Origin of the sequence: Azospirillum agricola, from assembly GCF_017876095.1 — a bacterium.
Lineage (GTDB): Bacteria > Pseudomonadota > Alphaproteobacteria > Azospirillales > Azospirillaceae > Azospirillum > Azospirillum agricola.
Map to the genome: position 1 here is coordinate 28237 of NZ_JAGINM010000030.1, position 20420 is coordinate 48656.

Genomic DNA, 20420 nt, shown 5'->3' on the forward strand with positions numbered 1-20420 from the left:
GCGCGGGGCAGGGAGCGGAGGCGCTCACCAGCGCGCCGTGTCGGGGAAGAAGTCGTCGATGCGGCGGGTGTGCCCGCCCGCGACCGCGCGGGCGAGCAGGTGGCGGCCGACCGCGATGTCGAGCACGCCGAGCCCGAAGGGCGAGAAGACGATGGGCTTGTCCCGGTCCGGAACCAGCGTCCCGTCCATCACGTCGGCCAGGGTGCCGGCGACGAAGTCCCGTCCGCCGGTCAGCTGCTCGGCCAGATGCGGGGAGGTCGCGGCCTTCAGGCAATGCTCGACGTCGTCGAAGACGTTGCAGGCGGCCAGCAGCAGCTCGGGCGCCAGATCGCGCAGCGACACGTTCAGGATCACCTGCCCGGCGTGCAGCAGGGTCGCGTCGTGGATGTACGGGGTGGCGGCGGTGGTGGCGAGGACGACGTGCGACGCCCCGCGGACCGCCTCCTCCAGCGAGGCCGCGACCCAGCGTTCCCCGGCGAGGGACGGCGCGACGTCGCGGAGCCGCTCCGCGTCGGCTTCGTTCAGGTCGTGCACGGCCAGGGAGTCGAACCGCCAGCCCTGGGCGCGGAAGTAGTCGAGGATGGTCCGCGCGATGACGCCGGCGCCGACCACCGCCAGCCGCCCGCCCCGCCGCCCGCCCTCTTGCCCGCCCGCCTGTCCACGGCTCAGCAGGTCGGCGGCGAGCACCGCCGAGGCCGCCGTCCGCGCCGCGCTGATCTGCGAGGCTTCCAGGCAGGCGACCGGGTAGCCGGTCTCGTAATCGTTCAGCAGCAGGGTGGCCGAGGCGCGTTGCAGGTTGGAGCGGATGTTGTCGGGGTAGCTGGCGATCCATTTGATGCCGGACACCGGGGATTCCCCGCGGACCGCCGCCGGCAGCGCGATGATGCGCGCGTTGGGCTTGTCGTCGAAGCGCAGGAAATAGCTGTCCGGGTTGTTGGTCTCGCGGCGGCCGTGCATCCGGTAGGTGTCGCGCACGACGCCGACGACCTCGTCATGGCCGGTCGCGAGAAGGGCCGCGATGACTTGGCCGGAGAGGACGTGGAAACTGGGGGCGGAGGTCATGCCGGTTCCTTCGCGCGCTGTTCGATGCCCACGGCGGGGGCAGGGAGAGGAGGGGGGAGCAGGGAGGGCAGGAGGCCGGGGAAATGCTCCTCGACCCACTCGTCGTTGTAGATCGTGTCCAGGTAGCGCTCCCCCAGGTCGGGGGAGATGGCGACGACGCAGGCCCCCGGCGGGATCGCCGGGGCGAAGGCCTTCACTCCCGCCAGCACCGTGCCGGAGGAGCCGCCCAGCAGCACCCCGTCGCGGGCCAGCCGGCGGCACATGGCGATGGTGTCGGCCTCGGGGACCATCAGCAGCTCGTCGAAGCTCGACAGCCGGCTGATCGGCGGCTTGCGGCTGGTTCCCAGACCGGGGATGTGGCGCTTGCCCGCCGGCCGGCCGAAGGTCACCGACCCTTCGGAATCGACGGCGACGATGCGCGTCGACGGGGACCATTCCCTCAGGGCGGCCGAGACGCCGCCCAGCGTTCCGGTGGTGCCGGCGCCGACGAACACATAGTCGGGCCGGGGAAAGCGTGCCAGCAGCTCCGGCCCGGTGGTCAGCTGGTGCGCCCGGACATTCTCAAGATTCTCGTACTGGTTGATCCAGACGAGCCGGGGGTCGCGGTCGAGCATCGCCTTGATCAGGTCGATGCGGGTGCCGAGATAGCCGCCGCTGGGGTCGCGGTCGCGCACGATGACCAGCTCGGCGCCATAGGCGCGGATGGCGCGGGCGGTGAGCGGCGCGATGTTCGGATCGCTGACGCAGGTGAAGGCGTAGCCCTTGGCCGCGCAGATCATGCTCAGCGCCAGCCCCAGGTTGCCGGACGAGCTTTCGATCAGCCGCGCCCCCGGCCCGAGCCGGCCGCTGGCCTCCAGCTGCCGGACCATGTGGACGGCCGGCTTGACCTTGATGGAGCCGCTGACCGAGAAGCCTTCCAGCTTCACGTTGATGGCGATGTGGGGGGCGATCGACCGCAGGGACAGATAGCACCCGCCGTGGATCAGCTCGGTCGGGCAGCCCGCGACCATGCCCGCATCACCGCACATGGAAGCGCCCCGTGCAGACGGTCTCGGCCGGGCCGGTCATGAACACGCGGCCGTCCGCGTCCCGCTCGACCGTCAGTTCGCCCAGCTCCAGTTCGACCGTGACGCGGGGGCCGGTCAGCCCGCGCAGGCACGCGACCACCGCCGCCGCGCAGGCCCCGCTGGCGCAGGCCAGCGTGGCGCCGGCGCCGCGCTCCCAGCTCCGCACGCGCAGCCGGTCGCGCGCCAGCGGCTGGACGAAGTTGACGTTGATCCCCTCGGGAAACAGCGGGTCGCGTTCCACCCGCGGCCCGGCGCCGCGGACCAGCGCGTCGTCCAGGGAGTCCACGAAGGTCACCGCGTGCGGCACCCCCAGCCCGATGGCGTGGAACCGCAGCGGCGGCTCGCTGGAGCCGTTTCCGCCGACCAGAAGCGCCGCCGGATCCGCGCCGGCGCGGACCGGGATGCCGGCGGCGTCGAACCGCGGCAGCCCCATGTCGATGCGCAGGCCGGTGACCGTGTCGCCGTCCCGCTCGACCGCGACCGTCATCAGGCCGGCGCGGGCCCGCACCGCCAGGACGGGGCGCCGCAGGATGGCGCGGTCGTGGACGTAGCGGGCGACGCAGCGGATCCCGTTGCCGCACATGCTGGATTCGCTGCCGTCCGGGTTGAGGACCCGCATGCCGACCGCGTGGTCCGCATCCGGCCCGGCGACCAGCAGCAGGCCGTCGGCGCCGACCCCGGTCTGGCGGTGGCAGATCCGACGGGCGAGCGCCCCCGGCTCCAGCCCGTCCAGCCCGTCCAGCGCCCGCTCCTCGACGACGATGAAGTCGTTGCCGAGGCCGTGCATCTTGGTGAATTCGATGTCGATGGACATGATGCGGCGCCCCTGGCTCAGACCGGGAACTTGCGGCGCAGATACACGCGCTGCAACCAGCGCCGGTCGCCCGCCGCGAGACCGATCCGCGGAATCGGCGCCCGGCCGTGGCACGTCTTGCGGTTGTCGAACAGCAGCGCGTCGCCCGGTTCCAGCACCACGCTGACGCAGTTGCGCGACACGCCCTCCGGCGTCACGCAGAAGGCGAAGAGCTTGTCGAGGAGCCGCTGCGCCTCCTCGTCCTTGCCCTTCATCGAGGTCAGGTCGAGGCGGAGCTTCAGGTCGCCGAACTCGTTGCGGCTCAGCACCGGATGCTCGAACCAGCTCCGCTCGCCCCAGCTTTCGCCCATCTCGACGAGGAAGCGCGGCTGGAACAGGATGCCGATCTCGCGTTCGTCGAGCTCGGAGAGCAGGATCTCCATCGGCCACAGGGTCGTCGGGCCGCGCTCGGTGTTCTTGAGGCAGACCAGCATCACCAGATCGGGCGGGTCGGGCAGGTGCGGCGCCTCCATGTGCGCCTCGAACAGGTTCGTGCCCTCGTTGCTGCGGCTGTCCTCGCGGCCATGGATCGGGATCACCTGATGGATGTATTCGCCCTTCTTCTCGCCGGGATAGCCGAGGATGTCGCAGTCCAGGGCGGCCGACAGGCGGATGGTCGCCCACTCGACGCCCCACTCCTCGCGCGCCGGCCGGTCCCCCGTGGGGCCGGTGGGGGGCAGATTGCCGACATGCTCGCGCAGCAGGCCACGCGCGATTCCATAATCGCTCAAACCCGAAATCACGTCGGACAGTTCGTTTGGCAAATGATCGAACTGTTTTCCCATAATCGGCGGAATAATGCCTTTGCGCCGATTGATCCAGTCATAGGCGTTCACGCCATGAAGCTGATTCATAGCTCTGTCCGTGCTTCGTTATTTTGGAGAGAATGGAAAAATTCTTTTGGGTAGCCGTCGGATTCAACCGGAACGGGCTATTTCTCGAAGTTATTCAGCCAAATCGTCGATGTCCAGAGAATTTATCGACTATTGAGAGATAAATATTGAATTCATTCAATCGTATGCGTGAACAGCAAGCGCAAGCTGGACTTGCTTTGTTGGTGCTTGCCTCTTTTTCCCAATTCAATCCGCTGATCTGAAACAGTTTTCAGAGCGCAAGAAAAAGGAGGTTTGGAATTAAAATCATTATAAAGAAAAAGCGGCCGCGCGGACACGGCGTCCGCCGCCGGCTGAACGCACCGAAATCCCACCGCTCGGATTCGCACAATGCATCCAAAGTACGATGGTCAATCCCGTTCCTTTGGCGTATGATCCGGGCCGCCACGACCGCGACGCCATGACCACGAAGCCGTCACCGGGTCTCCGCCGCCGAACGACCGCGAGCGTACCGTATGAAGAGCGCCTCCATTCCCGATCCGACGCCGGAAGTCGCCGACAGGACGGCCTCGCTGCAAGAACGGGCCTACCGGCTCCTGAAGGCGATGCTCGAAGACGGCCGGATCGCTCCCGGCGAACGGTTGCTGGAGGCCCAGGTCGCCAAGGCGTTCGGAATCAGCCGCTCTCCGGCGCGCCACGCCCTGCGGTCGCTCTGCGCGCAGGGGCTGCTCGACGAGCATGACGGCAAGGGCTATGTCGCCGCCGGCCAGGGCGGGCCAAGCCCCGACGGCCCGCTGGCGACGCTCGATGCGATCCGCATCCAGGCCACGCCGCAATGGGAACGCATCTACAAGGAGGTCGAGCAGGAGCTGTTCATCCGGGTCCTGTTCGACGCGGTGCGCATCAACGAAAAGCAGCTGGCGCTTCATTTCGACGTCAGCCGCACGGTGACGCGCGACCTGCTCGCCCGCATGCACGGCATGGGGCTGATCGTGAAGGACGACACCGGGCATTGGCTGGCCCGGCGGATCACGCCCGAGCACATCCGCGACCTCTACGAGATGCGCGGCCTTCTCGAACCCCAGGCGCTGCTGAAATCGCTTCCCCATGTGCCGGACGCGCGGCTGCGGGCGGTGCGGGACAATCTGACGCTCGCCCTCGAAGGCCCGGTCGCGGACAGCGCCGCCTTCGATCAGGTCGAGCGCGACCTCCACATCGGCATCCTGTCCTTCTGCCCCAACAAGGAGATCCTGCGGGCGCTGGAACGGACCCATCTGGTGTTCGGCCCGACCCGCTACCTGTTCCACCCCTTCCTGGGCGTTCCCGTCGAGATGATCCAGGCGGCCCTGACGGAGCATCTGGACATCGTCGACCGCCTGCTCCGCCGCGACGGCGGCGGGGCGGCGCAGGCGCTGCACGAGCATCTGAAGGTGGCGGACGATCGGTGGCTGAAGCGCTTCGAGATCATCGCGCGGACGACCCGGTTGCAGTTTCCCCCCTACCTCGCGCCCGCCGCCCCCGACCGTTCCTGAGCGGCTTATTCCGGCGCGCGGACCACCCGCTGCCGCTGCCGCCCGAGCGATTCGACGCCGAGCGTCACCGTGTCGCCGGGCTTGAGCCAGATGGGTTCCGGACGCTTGCCCATGCCGACGCCAGGCGGCGTGCCGGTGGCGATGACGTCGCCGGGAAGCAGCGTCATGTAGGCGCTGCAATAGGACACCAGTTCCGCCACGCCGAAGATCATGGTGCGCGTGTTGCCGGTCTGCATGCGCTCGCCGTTCACGTCGAGCCACAGGTCGAGGGTCTGCGGGTCAGGAACCTCGTCGGCGGTGACCAGCCAGGGGCCGAGGGGGGCGAAGCTGTCGCAGCCCTTGCCCTTGTCCCATTGCGACGACTGCATCTGGAAGGCGCGCTCCGACACGTCGTTGACGACGCAGTAGCCGGCCACATGGTCGAGCGCCCGTTCCTCCGGCACGTGCCGCGCCTTGCGGCCGATGACGACGCCCAGCTCGACCTCCCAGTCCAGCCGGGTCGAGTGGGGCGGCTGGATGGTGTCGTCGTTCGGCCCGCAGATCGCCGTCGTCGGCTTCAGGAAGATGATCGGTTCGGTGGGAACCGGCAGCCCGGTCTCCGCAGCGTGGTCGGAATAGTTCAGGCCGATGCAGACGATCTTGGAGGTGCCGTGGAACGGCACCCCGATGCGGGGGTTGCCGGACACGAAGGGAAGACTCCCGGGATCGATCGCGGCCAGCCGGGCCAGCCCCTCGGGCGACAGGTCCTCGGGCCGGAAGGGGCCCCGCAGGCCGGACAGGTCGCGCAGCCGGCCCTCGCGGTCGACGAGGCCGGGCTTCTCGTTGTTCGGATCGCCGAATTGGCACAGTTTCATCGTGGTCGGGTCCTGTTGGGTCGCCATGCCGGAATCCGGTTCCGGCGCGAAGGATGGAGAACGGGTTGCGGAGGATGGGGATGGAAGATCAGGCGACCGTGGCGCCGTCGTCCACGGTCCAGGCGGCGCCGTTGACGTGGGCGGCCTGGTCCGACAGCAGGAAGGCGATGATCCCGGCGACGTCCTCCGGCCGGCCGTAGGCGGCGCTCCCGGCGCGCCGGATGCCGCCGGAGCGTTGCGCCTGCTCGTCGAGCGAGCGGATCATCCGGGTCTCGACCGGGCCGGGCAGCACGGCGTTGACCCGCACCCCCGTGCCCGCCACGTCGAGCGCCGCAACGCGGGTCAGTCCGAGCACCGCGTGCTTTGTGGCGACGTAGCCGGCCAGTCCCGTCCGACCGCGGATGGCCGAGGTCGAGGCGGTGTTGACGATGGCGCCCGTCCCGCGCGGGACCATGCGGGCGAGGACATGCTTCAGGCCGAGGAAGACGCCCTTCGCGTTGACCTGGAACAGCCGGTCGAAGACCTCGTCCGGGTAGAGGTGGATCGGCGCGACGACGCCCTCGATCCCGGCGTTGTTGGCGAAGGCGGTGATCGGCCCGAGTTGCCGTTCCACCGCGTCGACGCAGGCGGCGACCTGGATGCCGTCCGAGACGTCGGCGCGGACGAACAGCGCCCGGCGGCCGGCGGCCTCGACGAGGCGCGCCGTTTCGTTTCCCAGCCCCTCGTCGACGTCCGCCACGGCGACGTCGGCGCCACCCTCGGCGAGCCGGACGGCGGTCGCCCGGCCGATGCCGCCGCCCCCGCCGGTCACCAGGGCGACGCTCACGACTTCACCAGCGGGCAGCCGCCCTCCGCCAGCGGCCGCCACACCTGATCGGCCGGGATGACCTTGCGGACATGGTAGTAGTCCCAGGGATACTTGGATTCGTCGGGCTTCTTGACCTCGAACAGGTACATGTCGTGCAGCTTGCGGCCGTCGACGCGGATCGAGCCCTTGCCGAAGAGCGGGTCGTCGGTGGGGGTGGCCTTCATCTTCTCGACGACCGCCTTGCCGTCGGCGGACCCGCCCGCCGCCTCGGCGGCGCGCAGGTAATGCAGCACCGAGGCGTAGGCGCCGGCCTGGAGCGCGCTGGGGTGGCGGCCGCCGTTGCGCTCCGCGAAGCGTTTGCTCCAGGCGCGGGTCTGCTCGTTCAGATCCCAGTAGAAGGCTTCGGTGAATTGCAGCCCCTGCACCACCGGCAGGCCGAGCGCGTGGACGTCGTTGATGTACAGCACGGTGGCGACGAGCCGCTGGCCGCCGCCGGTGACGCCGAACTCGACCGCCTGCTTGATCGAGTTGATGGTGTCGCCGCCGGCGTTGATCAGCCCGATGACCTGTGCCTTCGACGCCTGGGCCTGGAGCAGGAAGGAAGCGAAATCCTGCGTGTTCAGCGGCGTCCGCACGCCGCCCAGCACCTGCCCGCCGCTCTTGGCGACGACGTTCCTGACGTCCTGCTCCATCGCGTGGCCGAAGGCGTAGTCGGCCGTCAGGGTGAACCAGGTCTTGCCGCCCGACCCGACGACGGCGGTCGCCGTGCCGGTGGCCAGCGAGTAGGTGTCGTAGGTCCAATGGATGGTGTTGGGCGAGCAGCTCTTGCCGGTGAGGTCGGAGGAGGACGGGCCCGACGCCAGCATCACCTTGTTCTTGTCGCGGACGATGTTGCCGACCGCCAGCGCCACCGCCGAGTTGGGCACGTCGACGATGACGTCGACGCCGTTGCGGTCGATCCACTCCCGCGCGGTCGACGCCGCGATGTCGGCCTTGTTCAGATGGTCGGCGCTGATCACCTCGATGGGCCGTGTCTTGCGGCCGGCGGTGAAATCCTCGATCGCCATCTGCACCGCGCTGATCGATCCGTTGCCCGTCACGTCGGCGTAGAGGCTGGACATGTCGGTCAGCACGCCGATCCTCAACGGCCCCGTCTGCTGCGGCGCCGGCTGTTGCGCCTGCGCGCCGACGGCGGCGAGGCAGGCCGCGCCGAAGGCGGAGGCCAGGATGGTCCGGCGCGGCATCGTCATGCGTCCTGTCAGGCGTTTCCTGGTCATTGTCGACCTCCCGATGATGCGGCGCCGCGTTGGAACCGAGCGCCGCGAGCGTTGATTCTGGGTGGGCGGGCGCGGCGGCTCAGGGAATGAGGCGCTTGAGCAGGCGCCGGTCCTCGACGGCGAAGCCGCCGCCATAGACGTCCGACACCATGAAATGCGCGCCGAGGATCTCCGGTTCGAGCGCGGCGATGGGATCGAACTCCGAGGGGTGGAGCGTCATCGTCACCCGTCCCGGCCGCGGCGGTGAGTATTCGAGCGGCGTGCGGCGGTAGACGACGTCGGCGTAGACCGGCTCCGGCCGTTCGGGATGGGGAACGCGGCGGACATGGATCTCGCCGGCCGGCTGCTCGTCCCCGTCGACCAGCCGGACGAGCGGGGCGCCGTCGTCGGGGGTGAAGCGGAAATCGGCCAGCGGGGTGCCGCGCCGCCGGACCCAGCCCTCGACCGAACCGTCGGTGCCCTCCTCGAAGCGGTGGGTGGCGTCCTTCTTGGTGTAGCCGAAGATCTCGCGGCCCGCCGCGATGCCCATGGGGTCGGTGCAGTACATGAAGATGTGGGTCTGGGTGAACAGACCCTCGCAGCGGACCGGCACGGTGACCATCAAATCGAACATGGCGCCGGCGTGCAGCGCCAGCGTGTGGCCCGGCGACAGCATGAAGCGGAAGGCGACGCGGTCGTTGACCAGATCGAACGGCGTGTCGGCAAGCAGCGCCTCCACCTTCGACCGCTCCACCCGCGTCACCACCTCCAGCGTGCGCAGCGGGCATTCCCACTCCAGCGGGTAGGCCGGGGCGTAGGGCGGGTTGACCCCGCTGTTCGGGTGCATCTTGTACTTGCCAAACATCTCGCTTCCTTCCTTCGGGCCCCCCTTGGCGGGGCAGCTGTGACGCATGTGATGAAGTGATCGGGCTCAGGCCGCCGGCCGGTCGCGGCGCATCAGGATTGCGCCGTCGACGGCCTGGATGTCGGTGACGCCGCACAGCCCCATGGTGAGGTCGAGCTCGCGGTGGAGGATCTCCAGGCAGCGGGTCACGCCGGCCTCGCCCATGGCGCCAAGCCCGTACAGGAACGAGCGTCCGATCAGCACGCCCTTCGCCCCGAGCGCCACCGCCTTGAGGACGTCCTGGCCGGAGCGGACGCCGCTGTCGAACAGCACCTCGACGCGCCGGCCGACCGCCTCGGCAATGTCGGGCAGCACGGCGATGGTCGAGGGCGCGCCGTCGAGCTGCCGGCCGCCATGGTTGGACACCACCACGGCGTCGGCGCCGCTCTCGGCCGCCGCCAGCGCGTCGTCGCGATCCATGATGCCCTTCACGATCAGCTTTCCCGTCCAGATCGACCGCAGCCAGCGCACGTCCTCCCAGCTCAGCGTCGGGTCGAACTGCTGGCTGACCCAGCCGGCGAGCGAGGAGACGTCGGTGACCCCGTCGACATGGCCGACGATGTTGCCGAAGCTGCGCCGCCGGGTCCGCAACATGCCCAGGCACCAGCGCGGCTTGGTCGCCAGATCCAGCAGGTTGCGCAGGGTCGGCTTGGGCGGAGTCGACAGCCCGTTCTTCAAATCCTTGTGCCGCTGCCCCTGGATCTGGAGGTCGAGGGTGACGACGAGCGCCGAGCATCCCGCGTCCCGCGCGCGGGCGACGAGGCGCTCGATGAAGGCGCGGTCCTTCATCACGTAGAGCTGGAACCAGAAGGGCCGGCTGGTGTGCGCCGCCACGTCCTCGATTGAGCAGATGCTCATGGTCGACAGGGTGAAGGGCACGCCGAAGCGTTCGGCCGCCCGTGCCGCCAGGATCTCGCCGTCGGCGTGCTGCATGCCGGTCAGTCCGGTGGGGGCGATGGCGACCGGCATCGACACCGGCTCGCCCAGCATCCGGCTGGCCAGGGACCGCCCGGCGATGGGGACGCCGACGCGCTGGCGCAGCGGAATTTCGGACAGCGCCTCGCTGTTGGCGCGGTAGGTGCGCTCGGTCCAGGACCCGCAATCCACATAGTCGTAGAACATGCGGGGCACCCGTCGCCGCGCCAGAAGGCGCAGGTCCTCGATGCATGTGATGACCGGTTCGGATGACGCCATGTCCTCATCCTGCAAGTTGCGCGAAGCCACGCGCCGAGGGCGGTGCCGGGCACCGGCGACGGCGGCCGTGGAGGTTCGGTCGTTGGATCGGGCCGTCGTTTCGCGAGGCGGCGCGCTCGTGCGTACATTGCATCCAAAGTACGTTTCTAAAATGCAACGCCCTTCCGCCGCTGTCAACCGATTCCGTTGGGATGACGGACGATGCGGCGTGCCGCCTTTACAGGCCCGGCCCGATGGCCTTATCTGCGGGGCATGGACCGCCGCCGGCTTCAGTCTTCCAGGACGCTCCGCGAGGAGCCGCCCTTCCACCGCGCCGGGCGGTGCGGCGGATGGCTGCGCGGGGTCGCGGCCGTCGCGGCGGTGCTTCTGCTGCCCGCGCCGGCCGCCCTCGGCCAGGAGGGGGCCGCGGCCGTCACGGTGCTCACCTCCTATCCGGCCAGCTTCTACGAGCCGGTGCGCGAGGCGTTCGAGCAGGCGCATCCCGACCGGCGCCTCCGTGTCGTCAACACCAAGACGACGGCGGCCATCACCCAGTTGCAGGACCGCGCGGGGGAGGAGGTCGACGTCTTCTGGGCCTCCGCTCCCGACGCCTTCGAGGTGCTGAAGGCGGCGGGGCTGCTGGCACCCGTCGTGTCGCGGCCGACCGGCGCGCCGGCGACCGTCGGCAACCAGCCGATCGACGATCCGGACGGCGCCTATCTCGGTTTCGCGCTGTCGGGCTATGGGCTGGTCTGGGATCAGCCCTATCTCGACCGGCACGGGATCGCCGCCCCGCGCGGCTGGGAGGACCTGCGGCGGTCCGGCTACGCCCGCCATCTCGGCATCACGGCGCCCTCGCGGTCCGGCACCATGCATCTGATGGTGGAGACGGTGCTGCAACTCCATGGCTGGGAGCGCGGCTGGGCGACGTGGCTTGAGATCGCCGGCAACCTCGCCACGGTGACGGCGCGCAGTTACGGCGTGGTCGAGGGGGTCGCCCGGGGCCGCTTCGGCATCGGGCTGGCCATCGACTTCCTGGGCCAGGGGACGGAGCAGAGGGCGGGCCAGGGGACGGAACCGGGAGAGGCGGCCGGCGGTGGCCTGCGCTTCGCCTATCCGGCCGACAGCGTGTTCCTGCCGGCCAGCGTGGCGGTCCTGCGCGGCGCCCCCAACCCGGACGGGGCCGGAGCCTTCATCGATTTCCTGCTGTCGCCCGCTGGGCAGGCGCTGATGCTGCGCCCCGACATCGGCCGCCTGCCGGTGAGCCCCGCCGCATACGCCGCCGCGCCGGCGGGCTATCCCAACCCCTACGCGCGGGAGACCGGCGACGATCTCTTCCTCTTCGACCGCGCCTTGTCCAGCCGCCGCTACGAGCTGGTCAACCGGCTGTTCGACGAGCTGATCACCTTCCGGGTGAGGACGCTCAACCGGGTCTGGCAACTGATCCACGAGGGCGAGAGCCGGCTGGCCGCCTCCCCCGACCCGGTGGCGCGCGACCTGCTGCGCGCGGCCCGCGCGGCGGCCACCGCCGTTCCCGTCGACGCCGCCCAGGCCGTCGATCCGGCCTTCTCCGCGCCGTTGCGCCGGCCGTCGCGCGGGGTGCCCGTTTCGGCGCGGCAGGGCGAGTTGGAAGCCGAATGGCGGGCCTTCTCGAAGAGCCGGCTGGACACGGCGCTGTCGGCCGCCGAACGCGCGCTGGTGATCCTTCGCGTGGCGGCCGGCGAGGGAGGCTGGCCGTGAGCGCCCCGGCGGCTGCGCCGGAGGGTGCGTTGGGGCCAGATGGTGTGTTGGGGCCGGATGGCGGGGTGGTGCCGGTGCGTTTCGGCATCCGGGTCCGCCTGTTCCTGGCCTTCGTCGCGGTGGCGGTGCTGTCGGTGGCGGCCTGCGCGCTCGGCTGGCTGTCCTACGACCGGCTGGGCGGCACGCTGGACGAGTTCGCGGAAAGCCATCTGCCGGCGCTGGGCCTCGCGGCGAGGCTGGCGGAGGAGGGCGGCGCCATCATCGCCACCGCTCCCATCCTGGCCGGCAGCCGGACCGAGGCCGAGATGGACGCGATCCGCGACGCGCTCGGCCGCCGCCTGACCGCGCTGCGGGCGCTGACGGACGCCATCGAGGGCGGGGTGCCCGGCCTGCGCCCGGTGGTGGACGCGCTCGGCCGCAACCTGTCGGCGCTGGACGGCACGGTGCGCCACCGGCTGGCGCTCGCCCGCCGCAACCAGGAGGCCGTCGAACGGCTGCGCTGGCTGCACGCCGACTTCCTCGACGAGATCGAGCCGCTGGTGGCCGACGCCCGCTTCAACATCCAGAGCGCGCTGGCGACGGTCGCAAGCGGGAAGCCCTCCGACGGCGCGGTCCGCACGCTCCGCGAGGAGAATCGGCGCAGCGAGGCGGTATTGCAGATCGGCGCCAACGGCAACCTCGCGGTCGGGCTGATCGCGCGGGCGGCGACGCTCGCCACCGCCGAGACGCTGGACGACAACGCCGGCTTCCTCGACGAGACCGCCGACCGGCTTCAGCGCGACCTCGCGGCGCTGGCCGACTGGGCGGACGGGGTGACGCTGGGGCAACTGGTGACGCAGCTTCTCGACCTCGCGAGCGGGGCCGACGGCGGCGTGCCGGCGCTGCGCCGGGAGGAGCTGGAAACCGCCGCGCGCGGGCAGGCCCTGCTGGCCGAGAACCGGGACATCGTGGCGCAACTGAACGGGCTGATCGCCCGGCAGGTCCAGGCGGTGGAGAGCGATTCCCGCGCCGCCGCCGCGCGCTCCGCCCAGGCCATCGCCTTCGGCCGCTCCGCCCTTCTGGCGAGCGCCGTGGTCAGCCTGCTGGTGGCGGTGCTGGTGGCGTGGCTTTACGTCAACCGCAACCTGATCTCCCGCCTGACCCGGCTGGGCGACGCCGCCCGCGCCATCGCCGCCGGGGATCTGAAGGCCGACATCCCGTTGGGCGGGCGCGACGAGCTGTCGGAGATGGCGGCGGCCCTGCTGGTCTTCCGCGACACCGCCGTCGCGGTGGAGGAGGCGAACGCCCAGGCGATCATCGACAACGCCCAGGCCGGGCTGGCGATCACCGACGGGGAGGGCGTCATCGAGTTCGTCAACCCGCTCGCCGCCGCCCTGATCGCGCCGCCGCCCGGCGCCCGGAACGGGGAGGGCGGGGGTGCCGCCCGCCTCGCCGACCATCTGGACGCGGAGGGCGCGGCCCGTGTCGCGGCCTTCTTCGCCGCCCAGTCGTCCATCCAGGCGTCCCTCCAGGCCTCCGCCGGTTCCGAGGGTGTCGCGCCCGCCCTGTCCATCCTGGTCAGCGGGCGGCGTCCGGACGGCGGGGCGGTGCCGGTGCAGGTCGGCGTCCGCCCCTTCTGGCGCCGCCAGCGGCAGCGCTTCATCGTCACCCTGACCGACATGACCGAGCGGCTGGAGGCCCAGCATGTCCTGGAACGCACGGTGCGGGAGCGCACCGCCGACCTCCGGGCCACCAACGACCGGCTGGAGCGCGCCATCGCCGAGCACCAGCGCACCGAGCGCGAGCTGCGCGAGGCGCAGGCGGAGCTGGTGCAGGCCGGCAAGCTGGCGGCGCTCGGCCAGCTCGCCGCCGGGGTCGGGCACGAATTGAACCAGCCGCTCGCCGCTATCCGCTCCTACGCCCACAACGGGCGCAAGCTGATCGGGCTGGGCCGGGTCGATGAGGCCGACGGCAACCTGGGCAAGATCGCCGACCTGACGGCCCGCATGGCGAACATCACCAACCACCTGAAGCGTTTCGCCCGGCGTCCCGACAGCCGGCTGGGCGCGGTGGAGCTGGAGCCGGTGATCCGGGGCGCCCTGTCGCTGTTCGGCAACCGGCTGCGCGAGGAGGCGGTCGGCTTCGAGCTGGCTCTGCCCGACGCCGAGTCCGGGGGCCCCTTGCGGGTCCGCGCCGAGGAGGTCCGGCTGGAGCAGGTGCTGGTCAACCTGCTGAGCAACGCGCTGGACGCCGTGGCCGGCGCGCCGGTCCGCCGCATCCTGGTCCGCGCCGAGGCGGTGGAGGATGGGGAGGAGGGGGGCGCCGTCCGCATCGAGGTGCGCGACAGCGGCCCCGGTATCGCCGCCGATCCGGTCGGGCAGATCTTCGATCCCTTCTTCACCACCAAGCCGGTGGGGACGGGGTTGGGGCTCGGCCTGTCGATCTCGTACAACATCGTCCGCGACTTCGGCGGCGTGCTGTCGGTGGCCGAGAGCGGCCCCGGCGGAACCGCCTTCGTCCTCACCCTGACCCGCGCGTGAAAGCCTCTGCCATGACCGTCCTGCTGATCGACGACGATCCGGAAGTGCTCGATTCCAGCCGCCAGACGCTGGAGCTGGAGGGCTTCGCGGTCCAGGCGGTGACGGAGCCGGAGGCGGGGCTGGTCCGGCTCGGCGGCTCCTGGCCTGGCGTGGTGGTGACCGACGTGCGCATGCCGGGGATGGACGGCTTCGCCCTGCTGGAGCGGGTGCGCGCCGTGGACGCGGAGGTGCCGGTGGTGCTGGTCACCGGGCACGGCGACATCGCCATGGCGATGCGCGCGGTCCGCGAGGGCGCCTACGACTTCATCGAGAAGCCGGCCGAGCCCGACCATCTGGTCGAGGTGGTGCGGCGCGCGCTCGCCCACCGCGGGCTGGTGCTGGAGAACAGGCGCCTGCGGGCGCAGCTGGCGGAGGGCGGGCCGGAGGGGCGGATCATCGGCCGTTCCCCGGCCATCGAGCGCCTGCGCGCCGCCGTGGCGAACCTCGCCGACGCCGAGGTCGACGTGCTGCTGTTCGGCGAGACCGGCACCGGCAAGGAGCTGGTCGCGCGCAGCCTGCACGAGGGCGGGCGGCGGCGGGCCGGCAATTTCGTGGCGCTGAACTGCGGCGCCATGCCCGACACCATCATCGAGAGCGAGCTGTTCGGCCACGAGCCGGGCGCCTTCACCGGCGCGCAGGGCCGGCGCATCGGCAAGCTGGAGTACGCGGCCGGCGGCACCCTGTTCCTCGACGAGATCGAGAGCATGCCGATGCATCTCCAGGTCAAGCTGTTGCGCGTGTTGCAGGAGCGGGTGATCGAACGCATCGGCGCCAACCGGACGATCCCGCTCGATCTGCGGGTGGTGGCGGCGACCAAGGTGGACCTGCTGCGGCTGGCGGCGGAGGGCAAGTTCCGCGAGGATCTCTATTACCGCCTCAACGTCGTCACCGTGCCGCTGCCCCCCTTGCGGGAGCGGCGCGAGGATGTGCCGCTGCTGTTCCGCCATTTCCTCGACGCCGCCGTCGCCCGCTCGCGCCGGACGGCCCCGACGCTCGACGCCGCCACGCTGGTCCGCCTCGCCGCCCATGGCTGGCCCGGCAACGTCCGCGAGCTGCGCAACGTCGCCGAGCGGGTGGCGCTCGGGCTGGGCGACGGCCTCGCCCCAGCCGCCACCGGAGGGGCGACGGCGGAGATCGAACCGCTGGCCGACCAGCTCGACCGCATCGAGAAGCAGCTGATCGAGGATGCGCTGGCCCGCTGCGGCGGCCGGGTCGGCGAGACGGCGGAGCGGCTGGGGATCACCCGCAAGACCCTGTACCTGAAGATGCGCCATCACGGCCTGAACCGCGACGATTTCACGGAAGAATGAGAGGATCGGGCGCGGGGATGTTCCCCGCGTTACCCAGCCTCGCCCGCCGATGTTTCCGTCCTGACCCATCGACGCCGCCCGAAGCCCGGCCGTGCAAGGCCGGAACGTCTGGCATGCCGATTGCTGAATGGGCGAGCATAAGACATCGAGGGGAGGACAACACCCATGCTTCGCACCACGCGCACCCTGCGCAACGCCGCCGCCGCCCTGGCCGTCCTGCTGCTGTCCGGCGCCGCCGCCTTCGCGGAAGATCCCAGCGGCAAGCTGGTCATCGTCACCTCCTTCCCGAAGGACATGACGACCGCCTTCCAGCAGGCCTACCAGAAGGCCAACCCCAAGGTCACCGTCGAGATCCTGAACCGCAACACCAACGCGGGCGTGAAGTATCTCCAGGAGACCGCGTCGAACAACGGCGTCGACCTGTTCTGGGCGTCCGCCCCCGACGCCTTCGAGGTGCTGAAGGGCGCCGGGCTGCTCCAGCCCTACAAGCCCAAGGTGGAGGGCATTCCTGAGAAGGTCGGCGCCTACCCGGTCAACGATCCCGAGGGCATGTACGCCGGCTTCGCCGCGTCGGGCTACGGCATCATGTGGAACAGCCGCTACATGAAGGCCAACGACCTGCCGGTTCCCAAGGAATGGGCCGACCTGACCAAGGCGGTCTATTACGACCACGTCGCGATCTCCGCCCCGTCGCGCTCGGGCACGACGCACCTGACCATCGAGACGATCCTCCAGGGCGAGGGCTGGGAAAAGGGCTGGCGCACCAACAAGGAGATGGCCGGCAACTACCGCACCATCACCGAGCGCAGCTTCGGCGTGCCCGACGGCGTGAATTCCGGCGCCTTCGGCGTCGGCATCGTCATCGACTTCTTCGCCCTGTCGTCGCAGGCCTCGGGCTTCCCGGTGGAGTTCGTCTATCCGACCGTCACCACCATCGTGCCGGCCAACGTCGGCGTCGTGAAGAACGCCCCCAACAAGGCCGCCGCCGAGGGCTTCGTCGACTTCCTGCTGTCGCCCAAGGGCCAGGAGGTCCTGCTGGAACCGGCGATCCGCCGCCTGCCGGTCAACCCCGTCACCTACGAGAAGGCGCCCGCCGGCTACCCCAACCCGTTCAAGGACACGTCGCTGGGCTCGCAGGTGAACTTCGACGTCAACGTCTCGCAGGCCCGCTACAACGTGGTGGACGCGCTGTTCGACCAGCTCGTCACCTTCCAGCTCGACGACCTCAAGGCGGCGACCCAGGCCATCCACAAGGCCGAGGCGGCACTCGCCAAGAAGCCCAACGACAAGGCCAAGGCCCTGCTGGCCGAGGCCCGCGATCTCGTCGCCGCCATGCCGGTGACGGCGGAGCAGGCCGCCGACCCGCAACTGGCCGGCGCCTTCACGGTGGAGCGCAAGTCGGCCAAGGACGCGGTGCCGGAACGCCAGGCGCAGGTCGAGCAGAAGTGGGCCGCCTTCGCCAAGGAGAATTACGCCAGCGCCCGCAAGAAGGCCGACGAGGCGCTGGCCCTGGCGCGCTGACGCTGGTGCGTCGAGCCTCGGGGGCGTCCTTCGGGCGTCCCCTTTTTTCTCCCCCAGCCCACGGGCCCAATCCATGACGTCACTTGCGCTCACGCGCGACCGCATCGCGCGCGTGCGGCCGGGGCCGGCGCTGGCCGCGCTGCTGATCGCCGCCTTCCTGCTGCTGTTCCTGGTCGTCCCGGTGGTCCAGGTCATCTTCGTCGCCTTCCAGGACAAGACGACGGGGGCCTTCACCCTGGTGAATTTCGCCGACTTCTTCCAGAACGACCTGTTCATGCGGTCGTTCTGGAACTCCTTCTACGTTTCGGCGATGTCGGTGGTGGTGGCGAGCCTGCTGGCGCTGCCGCTCGCCTATCTGACCACGCGTTTCGAGTTCCGCGGCGCGGTGCTGATCCAGAGCCTGGGCATCATCCCGCTGATCATGCCGCCCTTCATCGGCGCGGTGGCGATGCAGCTGCTGTTCGGGCGCAACGGGTCGGTCAACCTGCTGCTGCGCGACCATTTCGGCTTCTCGATCCCCTTCATGGAGGGGCTGAACGGCGTCATCTTCGTCCAGAGCATCCACTATTTCCCCTTCATCCTGATCAACCTGTCGGCCAGCCTGAGGAACATCGACCGGGCGATGGAGGAATCGGCGCAGAATCTCGGCTGCCACGGCTTCCGCCTGTTCCGCCGCATCGTCTTCCCGCTGGCGATGCCGGGCTACGTCGCCGGCGCCTCGCTGGTCTTCATCAAGGTGTTCGACGACCTCGGCACGCCGCTGCTGCTGAACGTCAACGACATGCTGGCGCCGCAGGCCTACCTGCGCATCTCCTCGATCGGCATCGCCGACCCGATGGGCTACGTCATCTCCGTCGTGCTGATCGCCTGCTCGCTGCTGGCGCTGTGGGTGTCGGCGCTGGCGATGCGCGGCAAGGACTACGCCACGGTGCAGCGCGGCGGCGGCGGTCTGGCCAAGCGGCGCCTGAAGCCGCTGGAGATGGTCGCGGCCTACGGCATCGTTCTGCTGATCCTGGTTCTGGTGCTGGCGCCGCATGTCGGGCTTGGCCTGCTGTCCTTCGCCACCATCTGGTCCTTCAGCCCGGTTCCCGACGCCTTCACGCTGAAGCACTACCAGACCGTCTTCACCGAGAGCGGGCAGTACATCACCAACACGCTGCTCTACGCCTCGCTGGCGGCGCTGCTCGACGTGGTGATCGGCACCGCCATCGCCTATCTGGTCCTGCGCACCAAGCTGCCGGGCCGGCAATGGCTGGACTACATCGCCATGGCGGCGCTGGCGGTGCCGGGCGTCGTGCTGGGCATCGGCTACCTGCGCAGCTTCTACGACGTGCCGATGCCCTTCACCGGCCAGCCCTTGTCGAACTTCTGGCTGATCCTGGTCTTCGCGCTGGCGATCCGCCGTCTGCCCTACGCGCTGCGCGCCTGCACCGCCGCCTTGCAGCAGGTCAGCTCCTCGCTGGAGGAGGCGGCCGAGAATCTCGGCGCCACCAAGCTGCGCACGGTCGGGCGCATCGTCGTGCCGCTGATGTCGGGCGGCATCCTGGCCGGCTTCGTCACCAGCTTCGCCACCGCGGCGGTCGAGCTGTCGGCGACCATCATGCTGGTGCATTCGCAGAGCGACGCGCCGCTCGCCTACGGCCTCTACGTCTACATGCAGTCGGCGGCCGGGCGCGGTCCGGGGGCGGCGCTGGGCATCTTCGCCGTCATCATCGTCGGGCTCGGCACCTACCTGTCGCACGTCGTCATCGAGCGCGGCCGCCGCGAACGCGGCCAGGACCATTGAGGGAAGCCATCGTCATGAACCACCAGTTTTCCGACCAACGGTTTTCCTCCGCCGCGCTCGCCGCCCAGATCCAGAGCGTCGGCGTCGACATCGAGGGCGTCAACCTGTCCTACGGCAGCAACCATGTGCTGAAGGACGTCAACCTCGCCATCAAGCCGGGCGAGTTCTTCGCCTTCCTCGGCCCGTCGGGCTGCGGCAAGACCACGCTGCTGCGGCTGATCGCCGGCTTCAACACCGCGCAGCGCGGCGAGGTCCGCATCAGCGGGCGCGACATCTCCACCCTGCCGCCGCACCGGCGCGACGTCGGCATGGTGTTCCAGAGCTACGCCCTGTGGCCGCACATGACGGTGCGCCGCAACGTCGCCTTCGGGCTGGAGGAGCGCCGCGTCCCGCGCGCCGAGATCGAGCGGCGGGTGGACGCCGCCCTCGATCTGGTCGGGCTCAGGCATCTGGCCGACCGCCGGCCCTCGCAGCTCTCGGGCGGCCAGCAGCAGCGCGTGGCGCTGGCGCGGACCGTGGTAATCGAGCCGAAGATCCTGCTGCTCGACGAGCCTTTGTCCAACCTCGACGCCAAGCTGCGCGTGCAGATGCGCCAGGAGCTGCTGAGCCTCCAGCGCAAGCTCGGCCTGACCACCATCTTCGTCACCCACGACCAGGAGGAGGCCAACACCATCTGCGACCGCATCGCGGTGATGGAGGACGGCAAGGTGCAGCAGGTCGGCACGCCGCAGGATCTCTACGACCACCCGGCCAACCTGTTCGTCGCCGGCTTCCTCGGCACCGCCAACGTGCTGGACGGCGCGGTGCAAAACGACGGGGCGGGGGGCCGCGTCTTCGTTGGTGACGGCGTGACGCCGGTGGCGCTGCCGCCGACGGTCGGGGCGGGTGGGGCGGGCGGCAAGCTGATGTTCCGCCCGCAGAACCTGATGATCCGCGCCGACGGCGGGCCGCCGGCCGCCGGCCACGCCCGGCTGACCGGCACCATCCGCCACCGGGAGTTCCTCGGCGCCTCCATCCGCTACGCGGTGGACGTCGGCGGGCAGCTGGTGCAGGTGGACGCGCCGCACCAGGCGGGCGATGCTCTGCTCGCCCCGGATGCCCCGATCATCCTCGACCTCGCGGCCGACAAGGCCCGCCTCCTCCACCCGTAAGGTGCCGTCACC

At 70.3% G+C, this 20420-nt stretch carries 16 protein-coding genes; 7 read left to right on the forward strand and 9 right to left on the reverse strand.

The features are described from left to right. Positions 1 to 24: 24 nt before the first annotated feature. The 4 genes from sbnB to J2847_RS30010 are packed head-to-tail and all read right to left on the reverse strand — an operon-like array spanning position 25 to position 3713. Positions 25 to 1062 carry a 2,3-diaminopropionate biosynthesis protein SbnB gene (sbnB, locus tag J2847_RS29995; RefSeq protein WP_209782399.1) on the reverse strand — a complete coding sequence of 346 codons (1038 nt, stop codon included), beginning with the start codon at positions 1060 to 1062 and terminating at the stop codon, positions 25 to 27. Next, positions 1059 to 2090 (reverse strand): 2,3-diaminopropionate biosynthesis protein SbnA, encoded by a 1032-nt coding sequence (sbnA, locus tag J2847_RS30000; RefSeq protein ID WP_209782400.1) that lies wholly within the window; start codon positions 2088 to 2090, stop codon positions 1059 to 1061. Before sbnA ends, sbnB begins: the two co-directional genes overlap by 4 nt. Continuing rightward, entirely contained in the window at positions 2080 to 2943 is an 864-nt protein-coding gene (gene dapF, locus J2847_RS30005) for a diaminopimelate epimerase (protein WP_209782401.1), read from the reverse strand. Before dapF ends, sbnA begins: the two co-directional genes overlap by 11 nt. Before the next feature lie 17 nt (positions 2944 to 2960). Continuing rightward, positions 2961 to 3713 (reverse strand): TauD/TfdA family dioxygenase, encoded by a 753-nt coding sequence (locus J2847_RS30010; protein WP_209782402.1) that lies wholly within the window; start codon positions 3711 to 3713, stop codon positions 2961 to 2963. Positions 3714 to 4330: 617 nt separating this feature from the next. Between J2847_RS30010 and J2847_RS30015 the strand changes: the two genes are divergently transcribed. Further along, on the forward strand, positions 4331 to 5347 hold the full coding sequence (locus J2847_RS30015) for a GntR family transcriptional regulator (protein WP_209782403.1): 1017 nt from the start codon (positions 4331 to 4333) through the stop codon (positions 5345 to 5347). Positions 5348 to 5352: 5 nt separating this feature from the next. On the opposite strand, the gene J2847_RS30020 is transcribed toward J2847_RS30015, so the two are convergent. From J2847_RS30020 to J2847_RS30040, 5 genes are all read right to left on the reverse strand, one after another. After that, positions 5353 to 6201, reverse strand: a complete 849-nt coding sequence (locus J2847_RS30020) for a fumarylacetoacetate hydrolase family protein (RefSeq protein ID WP_209782431.1) — start codon at positions 6199 to 6201, stop codon at positions 5353 to 5355. Positions 6202 to 6289: 88 nt separating this feature from the next. Beyond that, positions 6290 to 7027 carry an SDR family NAD(P)-dependent oxidoreductase gene (locus J2847_RS30025; RefSeq protein WP_209782404.1) on the reverse strand — a complete coding sequence of 246 codons (738 nt, stop codon included), beginning with the start codon at positions 7025 to 7027 and terminating at the stop codon, positions 6290 to 6292. After that, on the reverse strand, positions 7024 to 8286 hold the full coding sequence (locus tag J2847_RS30030) for an ABC transporter substrate-binding protein (RefSeq protein ID WP_233474878.1): 1263 nt from the start codon (positions 8284 to 8286) through the stop codon (positions 7024 to 7026). Before J2847_RS30030 ends, J2847_RS30025 begins: the two co-directional genes overlap by 4 nt. 79 nt (positions 8287 to 8365) lie before the next feature. Continuing rightward, positions 8366 to 9130, reverse strand: coding sequence for an acetoacetate decarboxylase family protein (locus J2847_RS30035; protein ID WP_209782405.1), 765 nt, complete (start codon positions 9128 to 9130; stop codon positions 8366 to 8368). A gap of 66 nt (positions 9131 to 9196) precedes the next feature. Continuing rightward, positions 9197 to 10363 (reverse strand): alpha-hydroxy acid oxidase, encoded by a 1167-nt coding sequence (locus J2847_RS30040; RefSeq protein WP_209782406.1) that lies wholly within the window; start codon positions 10361 to 10363, stop codon positions 9197 to 9199. A gap of 201 nt (positions 10364 to 10564) precedes the next feature. Here J2847_RS30040 and J2847_RS30045 point away from each other — a divergent pair, with 201 nt between their 5' ends. The 6 genes from J2847_RS30045 (at position 10565) to J2847_RS30070 (ending at position 20408) form a co-directional block, all read left to right on the forward strand. Further along, positions 10565 to 12082, forward strand: a complete 1518-nt coding sequence (locus J2847_RS30045; protein ID WP_233474879.1) for an ABC transporter substrate-binding protein — start codon at positions 10565 to 10567, stop codon at positions 12080 to 12082. After that, positions 12079 to 14601 carry an ATP-binding protein gene (locus tag J2847_RS30050; protein ID WP_325169514.1) on the forward strand — a complete coding sequence of 841 codons (2523 nt, stop codon included), beginning with the start codon at positions 12079 to 12081 and terminating at the stop codon, positions 14599 to 14601. Before J2847_RS30045 ends, J2847_RS30050 begins: the two co-directional genes overlap by 4 nt. A gap of 11 nt (positions 14602 to 14612) precedes the next feature. Further along, positions 14613 to 15950 carry a sigma-54-dependent transcriptional regulator gene (locus tag J2847_RS30055; protein ID WP_209782408.1) on the forward strand — a complete coding sequence of 446 codons (1338 nt, stop codon included), beginning with the start codon at positions 14613 to 14615 and terminating at the stop codon, positions 15948 to 15950. 165 nt (positions 15951 to 16115) lie between these two features. Continuing rightward, positions 16116 to 17471 (forward strand): extracellular solute-binding protein, encoded by a 1356-nt coding sequence (locus J2847_RS30060; protein ID WP_209782409.1) that lies wholly within the window; start codon positions 16116 to 16118, stop codon positions 17469 to 17471. A 73-nt stretch (positions 17472 to 17544) separates the two neighbouring features. Next, positions 17545 to 19257, forward strand: a complete 1713-nt coding sequence (locus J2847_RS30065; RefSeq protein ID WP_209782410.1) for an ABC transporter permease — start codon at positions 17545 to 17547, stop codon at positions 19255 to 19257. Positions 19258 to 19271: 14 nt separating this feature from the next. Next, positions 19272 to 20408, forward strand: coding sequence for an ABC transporter ATP-binding protein (locus tag J2847_RS30070; protein WP_209782411.1), 1137 nt, complete (start codon positions 19272 to 19274; stop codon positions 20406 to 20408). Positions 20409 to 20420 lie beyond the last annotated feature (12 nt).

Bases quoted from the DNA above. Each gene is read 5' to 3' on its own strand.
- J2847_RS30015 (WP_209782403.1), top strand. From the start codon at position 4,331: ATGAAGAGCGCCTCCATTCCCGATCCGACGCCGGAAGTCGCCGACAGG.
- J2847_RS30045 (WP_233474879.1), top strand. From the start codon at position 10,565: ATGCGGCGTGCCGCCTTTACAGGCCCGGCCCGATGGCCTTATCTGCGG.
- dapF (WP_209782401.1), bottom strand. From the start codon at position 2,943: ATGTCCATCGACATCGAATTCACCAAGATGCACGGCCTCGGCAACGAC.
- J2847_RS30055 (WP_209782408.1), top strand. From the start codon at position 14,613: ATGACCGTCCTGCTGATCGACGACGATCCGGAAGTGCTCGATTCCAGC.
- J2847_RS30065 (WP_209782410.1), top strand. From the start codon at position 17,545: ATGACGTCACTTGCGCTCACGCGCGACCGCATCGCGCGCGTGCGGCCG.
- J2847_RS30060 (WP_209782409.1), top strand. From the start codon at position 16,116: ATGCTTCGCACCACGCGCACCCTGCGCAACGCCGCCGCCGCCCTGGCC.
- sbnA (WP_209782400.1), bottom strand. From the start codon at position 2,090: ATGTGCGGTGATGCGGGCATGGTCGCGGGCTGCCCGACCGAGCTGATC.
- sbnB (WP_209782399.1), bottom strand. From the start codon at position 1,062: ATGACCTCCGCCCCCAGTTTCCACGTCCTCTCCGGCCAAGTCATCGCG.
- J2847_RS30030 (WP_233474878.1), bottom strand. From the start codon at position 8,286: ATGACCAGGAAACGCCTGACAGGACGCATGACGATGCCGCGCCGGACC.
- J2847_RS30020 (WP_209782431.1), bottom strand. From the start codon at position 6,201: ATGAAACTGTGCCAATTCGGCGATCCGAACAACGAGAAGCCCGGCCTC.
- J2847_RS30040 (WP_209782406.1), bottom strand. From the start codon at position 10,363: ATGGCGTCATCCGAACCGGTCATCACATGCATCGAGGACCTGCGCCTT.
- J2847_RS30070 (WP_209782411.1), top strand. From the start codon at position 19,272: ATGAACCACCAGTTTTCCGACCAACGGTTTTCCTCCGCCGCGCTCGCC.
- J2847_RS30035 (WP_209782405.1), bottom strand. From the start codon at position 9,130: ATGTTTGGCAAGTACAAGATGCACCCGAACAGCGGGGTCAACCCGCCC.